Source organism: Enterobacter sp. PL_is379, assembly GCF_055817355.1.
In genome coordinates this window covers 1-14590 of sequence record NZ_JBVPGT010000033.1, presented here as the reverse complement: position 1 = coordinate 14590, position 14590 = coordinate 1, and the positions used below count along the sequence as shown (strand labels likewise).

Genomic DNA, 14590 nt, shown 5'->3' with positions numbered 1-14590 from the left:
GCGCCCTGCATATCAACTTTTTTATTTCCCCACCCTGCCGATATATTACGCCGGGTGACATTCATGCACGCTACTTTACTGACGCCGAGGGTTATCATGTCTGGATTATTCACTAAATTAAAAGTTACGTTAGCACTGGTCGCTTGCTCCGCCAGTTTTGTGGCAGAAGCGCAGGATAAATTAACGGTTGGCGTTGATACCGCCTTTGTCCCCTTTGAATTTAAACAAGGCGATAAATACGTCGGCTTTGATATTGATTTGTGGGATGCTATTGCTAAAAAAATGCACGTCAGCTACGAATTACGCCCGATGGACTTCGGGGGACTGATTCCGGGTTTGCAATCACGTAATCTGGATGTCGCCATGGCGGGCATTACGATAACCGACGCGCGTAAACAGGTCGTCGATTTCAGCGACGGTTATTATGATGCTGATTTATTAATAGCGGTGAAAAGCAGCGATAATACCATTACTAAATTCAGCGATTTAGCAGGAAAGAAAGTGGGATTAAAGCAGGGAACGGCGGCGGCCAGCTTTATGAAAAGCAAATATAAGGCGAACTATGTCGAATTCCCGAATATCGATAACGCCTATCTTGATTTGCAGGCAGGTAACCTTGATGCCGTGGTGCATGATTCGCCCAACGTGCTCTATTACGTAAAAACGGCAGGTGATGGCAAAGTGAAATCGACCGGCGAGACTGACAGCATTCTGCCGCAGCACTACGGCTTTGCGATGCAGAAGAACAGCAGCCTGACGCCGAAGATCAACGCTGCGCTGCAGGCGCTACGTGCGGACGGAACTTACAACAAGATTTACGTGAAGTGGTTTGCTAAACAGCCAAAATAATCCCGCCAGGTCGGAGCGATCCGACCTCGTTGCATCTTAACGGGTAACATGATGAATTTCGACAGTAAATATATTTGGGAGTCCCTGCCGCTGCTGTTGCAAGGACTACAGTTGACGCTGATTATTTCATTATCAGGTTTATTGGGTGGTTTTGTTATTGGCCTGCTGGCGGGAACCTGCCGGGCGCTCGGAGGGAAAATATCAAAGACAGTCTCGTTAGTCTTTGTCGAGTTAATCCGCGGGACGCCTATTATGGTGCAAGTGATGTTTATTTACTTCGCACTGCCCATGGTGTTACCGATTCATATCGACCCGGTAACGGCGGCCATTACGACTATTGTGATTAACTCGGGTGCTTATATTGCAGAAATCACCCGAGGGGCGATCCTCTCGATTAATAAAGGTTTTAGAGAGGCCAGCCTGGCAATGGGATTATCTCAGCGCAGCACGCTATGGCATGTCATTATGCCGCTGGCATTACGCCGTATGATCCCTGCGTTAGGTAATCAGTGGATTATCAGTATTAAAGATACCTCGCTGTTTATTGTGATTGGTGTGGCGGAATTAACTCGTCAGGGGCAAGAAATTATTGCCGGTAATTTCCGCGCGCTGGAAGTCTGGACCGCAGTGGCAATGATTTATCTGCTGGTGACGCTGTGCCTGAGTTTCCTGCTGAAGCAACTGGAGAAGAGGATCCATATTTTATGAGCATGGTTGAATTTAGCGCAGTGTCGAAAAATTTCGGTGCCACTCAGGTGCTGCACGACATCAATTTAAAAATTGACGCCGGCGAAGTCGTGGTGATCATCGGCCCTTCCGGTTCGGGCAAATCGACGCTGCTGCGCTGCATTAACAAGCTGGAGGAAATTTCCTCCGGCACGCTGCTGGTAGCGGGAATGCATATTACCGATCCTCACGCTAACGAATGTGATATCCGCCGCGAAGCCGGGATGGTGTTTCAGCAGTTCCATCTGTTCCCCCATCTGACGGCGCTGGAGAATGTGATGTTTGGTCCGGTTCGCGTACGCAAACAGAGCAAAGCCGCCGCGCGGGAGCAGGCGCTGGCGCTGCTGGACCGCGTTGGCTTACGCGAACGCGCCAGTCACTACCCATCAGAGCTCTCTGGCGGTCAGCAGCAACGCGTGGCCATTGCCAGAGCCCTGGCGGTGAAACCGAAAATGATGCTGTTCGATGAGCCAACCTCAGCCCTGGACCCCGAATTACGGCACGAGGTGCTGAAAGTCATGCGCTCGCTGGCCGAAGAAGGCATGACCATGGTGATTGTGACCCATGAAATCGGCTTCGCCCGGGATGTGGCATCACGGCTCATCTTTATTGATGGCGGTACCATTGCCGAAGATGGTCCACCTGATATGCTGCTGAATAGCAGTCGCAATCCACGCCTGAAAGAATTTTTGCAACACGTATCCTGAACAGAAGTGAATGATAATACTATGAAAAAAATCGACATTCGTGGTTCCGCTTTTGCAGTAGGTCAGGAACTTGGCGCCTTTGGCCGCGAGGCCTGGCATGCAAAACTCACGCAAACGGCGTTGTGGCAAACCGTTACCGCCATGAAAGACGCAGAACAGACCCGAAGCATGCGCTCGCGGGTCCAGTCACACTATCCCCTGATCTGGCAGGAGCTGGAGGGATTAGCCGAGGGTCTGGATGCACCGTTTGATGAGGTGTTTGCCTGGAACTGCCGCGGCGATCTGGTGCGCTCAACCTCTGATGGCTGTACCACGGTAGCGGGAAGAACCGCAGAGGGGGAGCTGATTATCGCGCATAATGAAGACGGTTTCCCGCAGCTTCGTAATGACTGCGCCATCGTCAGCATCACCCCGGATGACGGCCTGGCGTTCACCAGTTTTGCTTATCCGGGCTCAATTTGCGGACATACCTTCGCCGTAAACGAAAAGGGCGTGGTGAATACGGTGAATAACATTCGCGCTTTGCACCGTCCACGCGGAATGCCGCGCCAGGTATTAGCCCGCGCCGCGCTGAATGCCGCCACCTTAGATGAAGCCATCACCATACTGACCACCGTGCCACGCGCCGGTGCATTTCATCATACGGTGGGACAAATGGGAGACAGCCGGCTGTTTAGCGTGGAAGCGACGGGAACAGGCTGTTCCGTCACGCCGCTGCAGGACGTTTTCGCCCATGCTAATCACCTTATCCACCCTCATCTTGACGCGGTTGAGCAGGTGATCACCGACAGCTCCCGGTCACGCCAGCTGCGGCTAAACGCCTGGCTGGAGACGCAATCTCACCTTGATGGTGTGGCGGCACTGGGTATTCTTTCAGACCAGCATGATCCCGCGCTCCCGATTTATCGTCTCTCGCCACACGACCCGGATGAAGAGAACACGCTGGCCACGGCCATTTTTACCCTGAGTACGTCGGAGATAAAATGGCAGATATTCACACACGATCGGCAAAAACCTGCTTTACAGTCTTACTGAGCCGCTTCCGCACGTAATGCGGCCTGCACCGCTGGACGGGCATTAATTTTATCCCTGTATTCCAGCAGCGCAGGCCAGGGGCTCAGCTCAATGGAGAAGAACTTGCACCACCCCAGCACGGTAAAAAGATAGGCATCTGCCACGCTGAAGGTCGATCCCGTCAAATAAGCGCGAGTGCTGAGCGTTTCCTCAAGAAAACTGAACCGCCTGAAGAGCTTCTCACGAAAAATGGATTTGACCTCTTCGGGCAACACGCGGTTGAAAAGAGGAGCCGATCCCGCGTGTATTTCACTGGTGATAAAGTTAAGCCATTCCTGAAGCCGCACCCGCTCCCAGCTGTCTGCGCGCGGCGCCAGCCCCCTCTCCGGCTTGAGGTCAGCGAGGTATTGCAAAATCGCTGGCCCCTCGGTCAGGACATTTCCGTCATCCCGTTCAAGCGCGGCGACATAGCCTTTAGGGTTAATGGTCAGGAAGTCGCGCCCGTCAGCGGTAAGCTTGCTCCTGTTGTCCACTTTAACCAGCTCAAACTCAATCGCCAGTTCGCGAAGCACGATATGGGGTGAGAGTGAACAGGTGTCCGGGGCGTAATAGAGTTTCATAATCTCTCCGTTAAAGCTGTGAGTGATAAACATTCGGTTTGCATTCACTGTGCTTAAAACCGTTATCTCTGTAAAATTAATGATTCATAAATTAACTATTAGCTGAGCTACTGATACCCATGATGAATCTGTTGCACTGGCGCCTGATGGTTGCCGTGGCGGACGCCAGTAATATTTCGCGTGCCGCTGAAGAGGTCGGCATGACGCAGTCGGGTGCCAGCCAGGCGATCGCTCAGTTAGAGGCTTCATTAGGATTTGCGGTATTTACGCGTGAGCGACGCCACGTCGGTGTTACAGCCCTGGGCGAGCGGGTTGTCAAAGAGGCAAGAAGCATGCTGGCACGGCTGGACGCCATCCGCACACTGGCGGATGAGAGCCGCGGGCTGAGTGGCGGGCGCATTCGACTTGCCAGTTTTCCGTCAGTAACGTCCACGCTTTTGCCGGGGCTGCTGCGGGACATGAAGCGCCTGCATCCTGAAATAGAGGTGGTCGTACTGGAAGGCACGGACCAGGAGGTCGAAGAGTGGCTTGCGGCAGATACTGTTGATATCGGTGTGGTCATGAACCCTGTTCCCGGACGCGCGGATGCGATCCTGGGGCAAGATGCATGGGTCGCAGTGCTGCCAGCCAACCACCGTCTGGCTCGCTATGCACGCACGCGCGGCATCACCCTTGAGGAACTGGCAGACCAGCCCTTCGTACTCGCCACAGGCGGTTGTGCCGTCAATGGAAAAAGCCTGATGGAGCAGACTGGGTTGGAACTGTCTGACGTACAGGTGACCGTCCGCGACTGGATCAGCGCCTGCCTGCTGGTACGCGAAGGCTTGGGCGTCGCACTGATACCTGAATCCGCTCTGCCGGATGAATTACGCGGTTTGTGCGTCGTGCCCGTGACGCCTTCGCTGTGCCGGGAGTTTGGGCTGGTTTGCTCCCAGGCGGGCAAATCTTCCCGCGCGACGCAGACGTTATTAGAAGGATTGATCAAAATGAAAAAGTCTGCGTAAAGAGTAACCGCGGTACAAAATGTGCCCGGCGGCTACGCCCTTCTGGAAGCCGCCTCGCAAACCTGCAAGCAACCTGATGTAATTCATGGCTATCCCTTTTTTTCCCTTCTTCGCGGTCGTAAAGTGCCTGCGTTGCGGCACATCCGTAACCGGGCGTAGGAACCCGTTAGCATAACATGACATTTTTTTGCACAACGAGGATGCTAAATGGCTACTACCCCTGAATTTTCTTACGCGCTCTCTGCGGAAAGCGCTGTTTGTCACCTCATCAACAATTCAATTTCCGATTCTGCGGATCTCTTCGAACTGGCCGATGCCTGCACCGCCTATGTAAGCGTATTGGTGGAAACTGACGACGAAGTGACATACACCACGCTCTGTAAGCGGTTGCTGGCTGCGCTGAAGCGACTACGGGAGTGCTGTGATGCTGAACTCCCGCCGTATCTGGTTGAACAGCTGATTGCGGGAGAAAAGATGGCTTCCTGCGTGCCGGACTGCTGGCAAGAGACGACTCTGCAGGTGGACTATGCCGTGGCGTTAACGCTGGCGGTGATGGGCGGAACACTGCCTGCGAGCGTGGCGAAAGAGCTGACCGGGCTGCTGCATGATATGGTCTGGCTAATGGCGGAGTTTGTGAAGGAGCCGTATATCGCGGCGCACTGAGGCGTGAGATGGGAGGCCGGAAAACTGTTGAGTAAGAAGCAGGAATTTCGGCCTTACGCAAAATACAATGTTGTTTGTCGAATGTCCCTTAAGAGTGAAAGCGGACGTTATTGCGTGTATCTACAGCACGCACTTTTTCGCCAGAAACTTCATTTTTTCCATAAATAACATATAAAATAAAGGGTGTTATTGTTGCAATAAAGCGTCTTAAATATGAATCCCTATGAAGAAAAATACAGACAACTCATAGCGAATGGGGCTATAGCTTGGGCTGATAAAGGTTATTTCAGGGCAAAAGAACAGCAAGAAAAAATCTTTCAGTGGCTTGATTTTAATAATTATTTACCCCAACCTGGCGCGCCAATACTTGAAATGGGATGTGGTAATGGAGCGATGGCTGCGCAGTTTCTTGCTGAACGAGGATATTCAGTATGGGGTGTGGATTTTTCTGAAACCGCTATCAGATGGGCTGAAAGGCGTTTTCAACAAGCGGGCCTCTCCGCTCATTTTCTTGTCGGAAATGTTTGTCATATTTATCAATGCAAGGACTCAATGTTTGAGCTGGTTATTGATGGTAGTTGTTTGCATTGCCTGATAGATGATGACCGAACTCGCTTTTTCGCAGAAGCGAAAAGATTGCTCAAACCCGGCGGACGGCTTGTGATCAGCTCCATGTGTGGAAGCCCCCGTAATTCTGATGATATTAGTGTTTTTGATCCTATAAGACATCATTTACTGAAAGAAGGTCACCCCTGGCGTACCCTGAAACCTCTCCCTGCATTAACAAATGAGATACAGGAAGCACAATTTAACGTACTTGCAACAAAAGTTAATACCAACGAGTGGTGGGATCATGCCACTCTGGTATGTTCTTTGAAATAATTATCGGCTGATTGCTCGTTAAAGTTACATCCGCTTCAGTCATCGAAATTAGATGCTAGTCTGAATTCCGCTTTTAGCGAGGAGCGGAAGATGCCGACGCACATCAATTGGGCAAGAGATCGTGTGACAAACTAAAAAATGGCTACCGAAGCAGTGGTGATTCAGTCTGACATTGCATGGCGCGCTTGGGTTTGATACAACGAATAAACCATGTCGCCAAAAACACATACGAAGATGATTTCGAGTCACAACTTCCTGGTCCCGTTCCATGGCAAAACAATTCATGCTGAAAGCACATCTGGGCGCAATGGACATGTTCTGATGCTTCATGGTGGCGGCAAAGATCGAACCGTTTTCTACAAATACCGGGATATTTTGGATACCCTGGGTTTTGGAACGACGGTATTTGACTTTATAGGTCATGGTGAAACGGGGGGAGACATTCACGAATCTTCTCTTTTTAATCGTACGATGCAAGCAGAGGCGGTTATCGCTTCTCTGGGGCAGACGCTTACAGGTTGTATGGGCATCAGTATGGGAGCCTATAATGCACTTCAGCTTAGTAAAGCGATGCAATTCCGATCTCTCATCCTTATGGTTCCAGGTGTCTACTCAACACTTGCATATAAAGTTAAGTTTGGCCCTGATTTCTCTGCAATAATACGCCAACCCAGGAATTGGGAACATACAGATGCATGGAACATTGCTGCTGAGTTTAACGGGAATTTACTGATTATTGCTGCCGAAAATGATGCAATCATCCCCTCAGAAATACCAGAAAAGCTGCTGTCTTCTGCATCATGCTGTAGTCAAAAGCAACTTCTGACCATTCCCAAAGCTGGACATAATAATATTTGGGAAAATGTCATGCTCTCACCTGCGCTATACGAAAACGTAAGATCGGCCTTTAAGCATTGTTTATCTGATTAAATCAACGACCGCTCCTGGCACGCAGCAGACAAGCACCATCTATTCCTCCCGCAACGAGGCCGTAGTCTTTTTTAAATGTAAGCAAAGAAAACAGTGGCTTATTAAAAACCCAATTAAAAATCATAGTTGACATATTAAACTTTAACACCCGTCTTTTTGTTAACGCGTTGACTTGAAAATGTTTTCATATTGTTAACATTGTGCATGTATTAGTTCTGTTTTTTATATTTTGATAACATCAATTCTGTTAAAACCACCACCAGGACAACTTTTGACTCATTAGTGGGTTCTGTATCAAATTTTGTATGGAATAAATTACATAGATTAAATAACCCCATTTATGTACCAGGGATTTTTTCTTTGAGATGTGTCGCAATATAAGCTTGTCTTCCAGAGTGAGAACTGGAAGTGAAAGGACAAGGTGTGTATAAATGAGGTGCCCTTTATATAACACTACTTGTTTATAGTGATGTGGTTGCATCTGCTGAAAAAATGATAGATGAGTAATTATAACGCCTGCGCTCAGTCGGTGCTCTGGTCTTTTCATCCGGCAATCATGTTCAGGCTACCACTCTGTCTGCAAAATTACCCGGTATGTCGGCTACGATTGTCATGCCCCATGATGCTCCAGCCAAAGTATCGGCGACAAAAGTTAAGGCATCTGCCTTTTATCTAAGGAATAAGTCATGTTCAAGCCTATAAATCATCCTGTCGCGTTTGCGCTAACACTAGTATATGCCTCGCTATTTACTCATGGTTCTCAGGCTGCAACGGCCTCGCCGTCATTAACGACATATAGCCAAAAAGCGACTGAGGCTCTGCCTAAATTGATGATCCTTGCTACCGGCGGTACCATTGCAGGACAGAGCACTGGTGAAGACTCCAGCTCTATCGGATACACATCCGGCGCCATCAGCCCAAGAGTATTGCTTGCAGCCGTTCCAGGATTGGATAAAAAAGCCCAGCTTAGTAGTGTCCAGGTCGCATCCATTGGTTCTCAGGACATGAATGATAAAATCTGGTTTGATCTTGCCCAGAAGATCGACGATCTGTTCAGTACAGGTGCCGCTGACGCTATTATTATTACCCATGGCACAGATACTCTTGAAGAGACAGCTTTTTTCCTCAGTCTGGTAATACATCACCCCCAGCCTGTTATTATTACTGGAGCCATGCGACCGGCGACAGCAACTGGTGCAGATGGCCCTGCTAATTTGCTTGAATCTGTGAATACTGCTGTGGACAAACAATCGAAGGGACGGGGAGTAATGATTGTGATGAATGACACTATCCAGTCACCGATTTGGTCCACGAAATCGGATACAACCGGAGTGGCTACTTTTCAGTCACCTTACGCCGGCCCACTGGGTTATGTCGATGCGGCAGAAGTTCATTATATTACCCCGGTGCCGGCAGAATCTCGTCTGTCTCTACAATTACCTGCATCCCATAAACTTCCGCGGGTTGAGATCATTTATGCCCACAGTAATATGGACGATGTCCAAATCAACAATGCGGTGCGTGATGGTGCAAAAGGAATTATTCTCGCCGGCGTGGGAGACGGAAATACATCCGCCTCAGCGTTAGCTGCGCTCAAAGCGGCCCGGGAGCATGGACTTGTCGTGGTCCGCGCATCGCGCTCCTATACAGGAGCAGTAAAACGTAACGTCGAGGTCGATGATAACAAAGCCGGCTTTGTTGTTTCGTCGGGGCTGAATCCGGCAAAAGCACGGATCCTTACTCAGCTTCTGCTTGCAAACGGAAAGACTTCACCAGAAAACGTTCAGGCCGCATTCTGGTCAGTTACCGGCCATAAAAACTGACGTAAAAATACCCTTCGATAAGAGGCGTTTTCGATGCTTTTACAGATAATTTTTTATCTGGGGAAACGCCTGTGAAATATGGTGATCGGGCGGTATACCATAACGCATAGCCATGATCCGCGCATGTTCACGTTTGACAAAATCAAAATTGACGGCAGTTTTGTTAAAGATGCCGTCGTTCGGCCGGACTGTGCCGCTGTCGCTGAAGGTGTTGAAACTCAGGAGCAATTTGATCGTATCCTTGAGGAAGGTGTGCAGAGATACAGGGTTATTTTTACGCGCCTCCCGTTCCGTGCGAAAGAGACGTTATTGCCGTGGAAAGGTTAAACAAACTCAGAGCAGGTTCCCCTGCAGCGAATACGGAACAGGGCTGCATCTGACTTCCATCCAGAGCTCAAACCCTTTCTTCTGATGACCAAACTCTCATAGAGGTACATCTAATCCCTTATCAAAGGCGATTTTTCAGGGGCGTTTGGGGTTGCAGACATTGTGAAGAGTGCGTGGGAAAAAGACGTCTCCCCAGGGGAGGAGACGTAAAGAATAAAATGCTAAACAACAACGCCATCACAGCGATAGATAATGTGTCGAAAACGGTTAAAACCAACGAAACCGTTTGCGTGGGTTATTTTCTCATAACCGCTCACCCTTAACAGCTACCAGAACGGGTAAAAACGACAGCTTGCATTTCCGTTATCCGATGAGCAGTTCTCTGTCTAACGTTTCGATCCGGTTTCTGACGTCATCAATAGTGGCGAACGTCATTCTGTGCCCCCTTAAACTGCTTCGATAGGGTCACGCTAAAGCGCAGAGCGGAACTGATAAGCTACTGAGATGAAGATCCGCTATGAGCGAGGAGCGGACACTGGGTTTACCCTTTCGGTAAAACTTAACTGGAAGATTTCGATACGACACCAGACCCGCTAAACAACATGCGGATGCCGAGGCCTATCATGACAACGCCTGTAAATCGTTCCTGCCATTTGATAAAGCCTGGGTGTTTACTTAGCCAGTTTCCAAATGTCCCTGATGCCATTGCGACTGACCCCAGGGAAATAATTCCTGCCAGCTTCTGGATACTACCCAGAACAAGCAATTGCAGCCAGACAGGACCCGCAGCGGGATCGACAAACTGAGGAAGAAAAGCGAACATGAACAGTAGAGATTTTGGGTTAGTCAGGCTGTTCAGGGCGCCTTCCTTAACGGCACTCCAGTCAGAAATTTTGGCAGTTTTTCGCAGCCGCGTATCTGTGCCTGAAGTCGCAATCATTTTTATGCCCAGCCACATCAGATAAACCGCACCAGCCCACCTTAACAGATCTAGCGCAACCGGCCAGGCATGAACAACGGCTACCAGCCCCAGGACAAGAAAAGAAACTTGCACAAAACCAGCTACAAAGACATTACCCAGTACCGTAAGCAGTGCAATACGTCTTCCCTGACCGACTCCTCTTGCGATAGTTAGCATCATGTCTGGCCCCGGAGAAATCTCCAGAAGCGTTAGCGCGAGAAGAAAAGTGAGAAACGTTTCGATGGAAGGCATCTTGGTTAAGTCCGGATAAATATTTCTGCTACGTTACATCAGTCCGATTCGAGCCGAAAGTGGAATATACTGCAGCGTCTGCTTCTGGCACAAAGCGGACATATCTTTCGCATTCACCTCATACAGTGACGTAGCAATCCTATTCGCCGTTAAACGTTGGCTCAACACATGTGCCCTCTACTCGAAATGTCCCGCCTGCATCTTTTAAAGTTCGGGTGCTAAGATAGCAATGTAGTGGCTAAAACCTTACGGTAATTGTAGCGGCACATCACTGCCATCAAACATTTCTCTTAAATACTTTTCAAGCGATTTAAAATCTTTTGCTGCAGGAATGACCACGCGATATTCGCTGATGCCAATTTTTTTTGCGGCATCATCATTAAGCACGATCACAAGTTTGCCATCTGTGAGTTGAACGGAACGAATAGAGTCTGTTAACTCATATTCCGTTGACTCACTCTGAAATCCAATGCAGTCGTTAATAGGTAATTCATCCTCATCAAATCGTCCGATAATGATAAAGTTTTTTGGATCATGAGTGTCATCTCCTATTCCGATAGTGAGGACATCATTTTCTTCAAAGCAGTTAATATACGCTGCGATAAGATTTTTAACATTACTCATCAGTTGTCCTTGTCTTGAATCGTTTTGCTCCTGACAGATTTTACCGAAAGCATGATATTCATTAACATGTTAGTATCGTAAAAGTAGTCGAAGATTGCATCCGCACAAATATTTTTAATATTGCTCCTGTTAAAGGCAAAGTATATATTTCCGGCATAGCGAAGCGGCTGATGTGCCATCGCCATGCGATTCACAACACATGGGAAACCTTGGCTCCGATGACGTACCTCGCCAAAGCTGCAGAGCTGGCCGCTTCTGCGCACTTAGCCGCATTCGTCGGTTATCTCGAAATCGATTTGACTTCTTCGGTCAGCACGAGGTTGAAAAGAGCTGTACATACAGCGTGATTTTAAGATGAATGTTGACCTTATCTGGGATCGGGATATTCATCCTTTGGTTATGCGTCTATTCACTATGTCATTCACATAATGTTCCATCGAAATATTGTGTTCCCGATTAATTTTAGAAATGAATGCGCTAAGATGCTCTTGCGATGCATGAAGGGTAGTGACAATAAGGTTATCAAAATCGTTCTGAGTAAATCGTTTATGTCCCTTCAACGTCGAGCGCTGGAGCAAAGTGTGTGCGGACACTTCCAGGACGGCCCGCCGGTAATGATCGGACAGCAGGACGTCAAGATCGATCTGACGAATATCAAATTCAAAATGAAAACTGACAAATCCCGATTCAACAGGTAAGGAATAAATCAGTTTGTCACCTAATTGCTCAACGTAAGGTTCATATCCTTCTCCCATTACTCGCGTAGTCTGCATATAATCCCTTTCCTTTCATGCATTAGATTAATTTCTCTTGAATAAATACACCGCATTACTATTTTAAATCTTGTTTAAAATACCCGTAAAAAAGAGAACCTCACCTCGCTATAAAATAATATTTTACCGTGAGGGTTTCCTTTTAAAGAAAAAATCTATCCATAAAAATAATTATAAAACGCATTGAAGTTTTCATTACCGATAAGAGGCACAATCCTTCCCCGCAATTCATCAATAAAATCATCTTTTACTTCGTCATTATCATCTGCTATATCAAAAATATCGTATTGGCCATATACCAAATCAATAAGCTCAGCTAGAGAAAATATGAACCCAGAGAGACTACTAGCTATCTGAAACGGTTCAATTACATCACAACCTGCATAAACAGAGGAACTCCCTTCATCGATAACCGCAATTATAGGTTTACCTCCGCCTAAATCATTACCAATAACAAGATAATTATCTGGTAAGTATTCATAACCACTTTGAGCCTTCAAGAGCTCACTGGCCGAGTGAAGTTTAATTGGCGTGAAGCCTGTTTCAATCTTTAACTTTTCAGGATTATAATTTTCATATAAAAATTCCACCTCTGTCGAACGAGGTAAGTTGGACGGGAAGGCATTGTCCAGATCAGTGACGGTGCTGAAACTTCCTGACAGCGAGTGTTTATTGCAAATGACAATAAGTTGTTTTAATGCTTTTTCAATCTCATTCACAATGGTCTCAGACGCATCCATAAATATAGCCCTCAGTAATAACCAATTAATTTAGAATTACATTCTCAGTATGCACTACCTTCAAATAAGCTAAGTAAATCAATTTTTAATTAATCTCTCGCTCTTTAAATAAAAGCTCTATGAAGTTATCGTTCTCGAGATAAAAATTTAAACCTGATATGAAATCCGCTACAGATGGTTTTTCTCTTTGGATAGAGATATTATGTAATACATCTATAAATTGATCTCCATAGAAAAACAACTCTAGAGAATTATCAACAACAAAATCAGGATATACTTCCTCATCGTCATCACTAATGACAGGATAGTTATCTAAATAACAAACAAGCTCTTCTTTAGCAAATGCTTCATATTCTTTTGTATACACACAAAAATCATCTAATGTATTCCCACCCATAATTTTATATATTAAGCCATCTAACCCATACGCTTTTCTGTATTCTAGCCAACTCATACGCACAATCCTTGAGGGTTATCTTTTATACTTTGCAAAACAAGTAGTTAATGATAAAATCATATATTGAATTGGAATTTAAATGTTTTTTATAATCCGGGAAAATCATTCCCCGGACCATTTTGACTAATTCAAATCATACTCACATTAATAAATAGGGTCAGCAAAATCTATTCCTTTCACATTATTCTTAGAAAGGAACTCTTTAAATTCATTTGAAATGATTACGCAAGATTTATATTCACTACATCTTGCCATACTAAAATCTTCAATAACATTTTCTTTGAAGACTATTTTACTAAACTTCCTTGGACCAATAGGTAAATAACTTAATATAGGTTGGCTTTCTGAAGTTTCCATATCGATGCATGAAACCTCTCTTAGTATATTAATTATTTTATACCCTTGATGTTGGGTTTCATTTACAGTTACAGTTGCGTCAATAAGTTGAACATCAGTCCGAAAAACATCGTGACAAGAAATTAGTGATGCTAGTCTGGGTGATATGAATATAGGCCCATCACTATAATAAAAATCATATGCAAGCAGTGCCTTCTCACTCACCTTAGATTTTAATTTAAAAAAATACCCCTCGTTAGTTTCAATTGATTTACATTGAGAAAAAGCACTTCCAGATATGTCAGGGTGCTGGTATTCAAACCAATAACTATTGGGGTAATCAGAAGCAATTCGTAGCTCATACATACTTAGCACCTCGCTTTTCTAACCGAGTTTTTGTTAAGAATAGTTTTCCCACCGCGTAAATCGGCACGTTCATTTTTTATAATTTCACTAACAGCTTGTTTATACTCTGCTTGTTTCCAGCCGTTTTCCTTCCCGTATTCATATATAGCATCCATCTGGTCACCTATATTTTTTGTATAAACAGGGTGAGACCCACTATGGATTGTTCTTGTCGGATGGTAATCAGCTGACTTAGGTAAATAAATAACATTTTTAATATCATGGATATTAAAATCAGCCGCTTTTATTAAATCATGGCCTTTTAACTGTTGTGGAATAATATGATGCTTTTGGAAACCAGTAATACTCGGCATCGTGTTATAGGTCAGCAATCCAAGCGGATCAATCCACCCCAACGGGTTCGGCGCATACTGATAAAGGTTCCACCCACCATTCAACCCAATCGGATCCTGCACAATAAACCGCCCGACCTGCGGGTCGTAGTAGCGGAACAGGTTATAGTGCAGTCCCGTCTCACCGTCAGCGTACTGCCCGGC

18 protein-coding genes and 1 pseudogene are annotated in these 14590 nt (G+C 46.5%); 11 read left to right on the top strand and 8 right to left on the bottom strand.

Annotated elements, in window-relative coordinates; all coding sequences use genetic code 11:
- Positions 1 to 96 precede the first annotated feature (96 nt).
- From glnH to AC0TOY_RS21370, 4 genes are read left to right on the top strand one after another with little or no spacing between them, the layout of a single operon-like run.
- On the top strand, positions 97 to 849 hold the full coding sequence (glnH, locus tag AC0TOY_RS21385; protein WP_248165417.1) for a glutamine ABC transporter substrate-binding protein GlnH: 753 nt from the start codon (positions 97 to 99) through the stop codon (positions 847 to 849).
- A 51-nt stretch (positions 850 to 900) separates the two neighbouring features.
- Positions 901 to 1557 (top strand): glutamine ABC transporter permease GlnP, encoded by a 657-nt coding sequence (gene glnP / locus AC0TOY_RS21380; protein ID WP_024906945.1) that lies wholly within the window; start codon positions 901 to 903, stop codon positions 1555 to 1557.
- A 2-nt stretch (positions 1558 to 1559) separates the two neighbouring features.
- Positions 1560 to 2282, top strand: a complete 723-nt coding sequence (gene glnQ / locus AC0TOY_RS21375) for a glutamine ABC transporter ATP-binding protein GlnQ (RefSeq protein WP_024906944.1) — start codon at positions 1560 to 1562, stop codon at positions 2280 to 2282.
- A 21-nt stretch (positions 2283 to 2303) separates the two neighbouring features.
- A complete protein-coding gene (locus AC0TOY_RS21370) occupies positions 2304 to 3317 on the top strand; it encodes a C45 family autoproteolytic acyltransferase/hydolase (protein ID WP_473722513.1) in 1014 nt (337 codons plus the stop codon).
- Here the strand turns inward: AC0TOY_RS21370 and gstA are convergent.
- On the bottom strand, positions 3311 to 3916 hold the full coding sequence (gene gstA / locus AC0TOY_RS21365; protein WP_157188733.1) for a glutathione transferase GstA: 606 nt from the start codon (positions 3914 to 3916) through the stop codon (positions 3311 to 3313). The genes AC0TOY_RS21370 and gstA overlap by 7 nt on opposite strands.
- A 119-nt stretch (positions 3917 to 4035) precedes the next feature.
- On the opposite strand from gstA, the gene AC0TOY_RS21360 reads away from it, so the two are divergent.
- The 7 genes and pseudogenes from AC0TOY_RS21360 to AC0TOY_RS21330 all read left to right on the top strand — a co-directional run bounded on the left by AC0TOY_RS21360 (position 4036) and on the right by AC0TOY_RS21330 (position 9545).
- Positions 4036 to 4920 carry a LysR family transcriptional regulator gene (locus AC0TOY_RS21360; protein ID WP_473722512.1) on the top strand — a complete coding sequence of 295 codons (885 nt, stop codon included), beginning with the start codon at positions 4036 to 4038 and terminating at the stop codon, positions 4918 to 4920.
- A gap of 207 nt (positions 4921 to 5127) precedes the next feature.
- The gene (locus AC0TOY_RS21355) at positions 5128 to 5583 is read left to right on the top strand and encodes a hypothetical protein (protein ID WP_061715810.1); all 456 of its coding nucleotides are present in this window, start codon (positions 5128 to 5130) and stop codon (positions 5581 to 5583) included.
- Between the two features lie 213 nt (positions 5584 to 5796).
- On the top strand, positions 5797 to 6465 hold the full coding sequence (locus AC0TOY_RS21350; RefSeq protein WP_071994451.1) for a class I SAM-dependent methyltransferase: 669 nt from the start codon (positions 5797 to 5799) through the stop codon (positions 6463 to 6465).
- A 210-nt stretch (positions 6466 to 6675) separates the two neighbouring features.
- The gene (locus AC0TOY_RS21345; RefSeq protein ID WP_473722511.1) at positions 6676 to 7395 is read left to right on the top strand and encodes an alpha/beta fold hydrolase; all 720 of its coding nucleotides are present in this window, start codon (positions 6676 to 6678) and stop codon (positions 7393 to 7395) included.
- 534 nt (positions 7396 to 7929) lie between these two features.
- A pseudogene (locus tag AC0TOY_RS21340) lies at positions 7930 to 8046 on the top strand (serine dehydratase); the annotation flags it as partial.
- Between the two features lie 35 nt (positions 8047 to 8081).
- Positions 8082 to 9218, top strand: a complete 1137-nt coding sequence (locus AC0TOY_RS21335; RefSeq protein ID WP_024906937.1) for an asparaginase — start codon at positions 8082 to 8084, stop codon at positions 9216 to 9218.
- Between the two features lie 123 nt (positions 9219 to 9341).
- Positions 9342 to 9545: a hypothetical protein gene (locus tag AC0TOY_RS21330; RefSeq protein WP_061715812.1), complete on the top strand. Its 204-nt coding sequence runs from the start codon at positions 9342 to 9344 to the stop codon at positions 9543 to 9545.
- A 559-nt stretch (positions 9546 to 10104) separates the two neighbouring features.
- On the opposite strand, the gene AC0TOY_RS21325 is transcribed toward AC0TOY_RS21330, so the two are convergent.
- The 7 genes from AC0TOY_RS21325 to AC0TOY_RS21295 all read right to left on the bottom strand — a co-directional run.
- The gene (locus AC0TOY_RS21325) at positions 10105 to 10758 is read right to left on the bottom strand and encodes a LysE family translocator (RefSeq protein ID WP_061715813.1); all 654 of its coding nucleotides are present in this window, start codon (positions 10756 to 10758) and stop codon (positions 10105 to 10107) included.
- A gap of 246 nt (positions 10759 to 11004) precedes the next feature.
- Complete coding sequence (locus tag AC0TOY_RS21320) at positions 11005 to 11382, bottom strand: hypothetical protein (RefSeq protein WP_048993206.1); 378 nt, start codon at positions 11380 to 11382, stop codon at positions 11005 to 11007.
- A 386-nt stretch (positions 11383 to 11768) separates the two neighbouring features.
- On the bottom strand, positions 11769 to 12155 hold the full coding sequence (locus AC0TOY_RS21315; protein ID WP_061715815.1) for a hypothetical protein: 387 nt from the start codon (positions 12153 to 12155) through the stop codon (positions 11769 to 11771).
- A 155-nt stretch (positions 12156 to 12310) separates the two neighbouring features.
- Positions 12311 to 12895 carry a hypothetical protein gene (locus AC0TOY_RS21310; protein ID WP_090417901.1) on the bottom strand — a complete coding sequence of 195 codons (585 nt, stop codon included), beginning with the start codon at positions 12893 to 12895 and terminating at the stop codon, positions 12311 to 12313.
- Between the two features lie 85 nt (positions 12896 to 12980).
- Positions 12981 to 13349: a DUF7716 domain-containing protein gene (locus AC0TOY_RS21305; RefSeq protein ID WP_407821709.1), complete on the bottom strand. Its 369-nt coding sequence runs from the start codon at positions 13347 to 13349 to the stop codon at positions 12981 to 12983.
- Between the two features lie 147 nt (positions 13350 to 13496).
- Positions 13497 to 14054, bottom strand: a complete 558-nt coding sequence (locus tag AC0TOY_RS21300) for an imm11 family protein (RefSeq protein ID WP_473722510.1) — start codon at positions 14052 to 14054, stop codon at positions 13497 to 13499.
- 2 nt (positions 14055 to 14056) lie between these two features.
- On the bottom strand, positions 14057 to 14590 hold a 534-nt coding region (locus AC0TOY_RS21295; RefSeq protein WP_473712996.1), incomplete at its 5' end, for an RHS repeat-associated core domain-containing protein.

Coding starts and splice junctions, on each gene's coding strand:
- glnH (WP_248165417.1), top strand. CDS start 97: ATGTCTGGATTATTCACTAAATTAAAAGTTACGTTAGCACTGGTCGCT.
- AC0TOY_RS21310 (WP_090417901.1), bottom strand. CDS start 12,895: ATGGATGCGTCTGAGACCATTGTGAATGAGATTGAAAAAGCATTAAAA.
- AC0TOY_RS21320 (WP_048993206.1), bottom strand. CDS start 11,382: ATGAGTAATGTTAAAAATCTTATCGCAGCGTATATTAACTGCTTTGAA.
- AC0TOY_RS21300 (WP_473722510.1), bottom strand. CDS start 14,054: ATGTATGAGCTACGAATTGCTTCTGATTACCCCAATAGTTATTGGTTT.
- AC0TOY_RS21360 (WP_473722512.1), top strand. CDS start 4,036: ATGATGAATCTGTTGCACTGGCGCCTGATGGTTGCCGTGGCGGACGCC.
- AC0TOY_RS21350 (WP_071994451.1), top strand. CDS start 5,797: ATGAATCCCTATGAAGAAAAATACAGACAACTCATAGCGAATGGGGCT.
- glnQ (WP_024906944.1), top strand. CDS start 1,560: ATGGTTGAATTTAGCGCAGTGTCGAAAAATTTCGGTGCCACTCAGGTG.
- AC0TOY_RS21325 (WP_061715813.1), bottom strand. CDS start 10,758: ATGCCTTCCATCGAAACGTTTCTCACTTTTCTTCTCGCGCTAACGCTT.
- AC0TOY_RS21305 (WP_407821709.1), bottom strand. CDS start 13,349: ATGAGTTGGCTAGAATACAGAAAAGCGTATGGGTTAGATGGCTTAATA.
- AC0TOY_RS21370 (WP_473722513.1), top strand. CDS start 2,304: ATGAAAAAAATCGACATTCGTGGTTCCGCTTTTGCAGTAGGTCAGGAA.
- AC0TOY_RS21335 (WP_024906937.1), top strand. CDS start 8,082: ATGTTCAAGCCTATAAATCATCCTGTCGCGTTTGCGCTAACACTAGTA.
- AC0TOY_RS21330 (WP_061715812.1), top strand. CDS start 9,342: ATGTTCACGTTTGACAAAATCAAAATTGACGGCAGTTTTGTTAAAGAT.
- gstA (WP_157188733.1), bottom strand. CDS start 3,916: ATGAAACTCTATTACGCCCCGGACACCTGTTCACTCTCACCCCATATC.
- AC0TOY_RS21315 (WP_061715815.1), bottom strand. CDS start 12,155: ATGCAGACTACGCGAGTAATGGGAGAAGGATATGAACCTTACGTTGAG.
- AC0TOY_RS21355 (WP_061715810.1), top strand. CDS start 5,128: ATGGCTACTACCCCTGAATTTTCTTACGCGCTCTCTGCGGAAAGCGCT.
- glnP (WP_024906945.1), top strand. CDS start 901: ATGAATTTCGACAGTAAATATATTTGGGAGTCCCTGCCGCTGCTGTTG.
- AC0TOY_RS21345 (WP_473722511.1), top strand. CDS start 6,676: ATGTCGCCAAAAACACATACGAAGATGATTTCGAGTCACAACTTCCTG.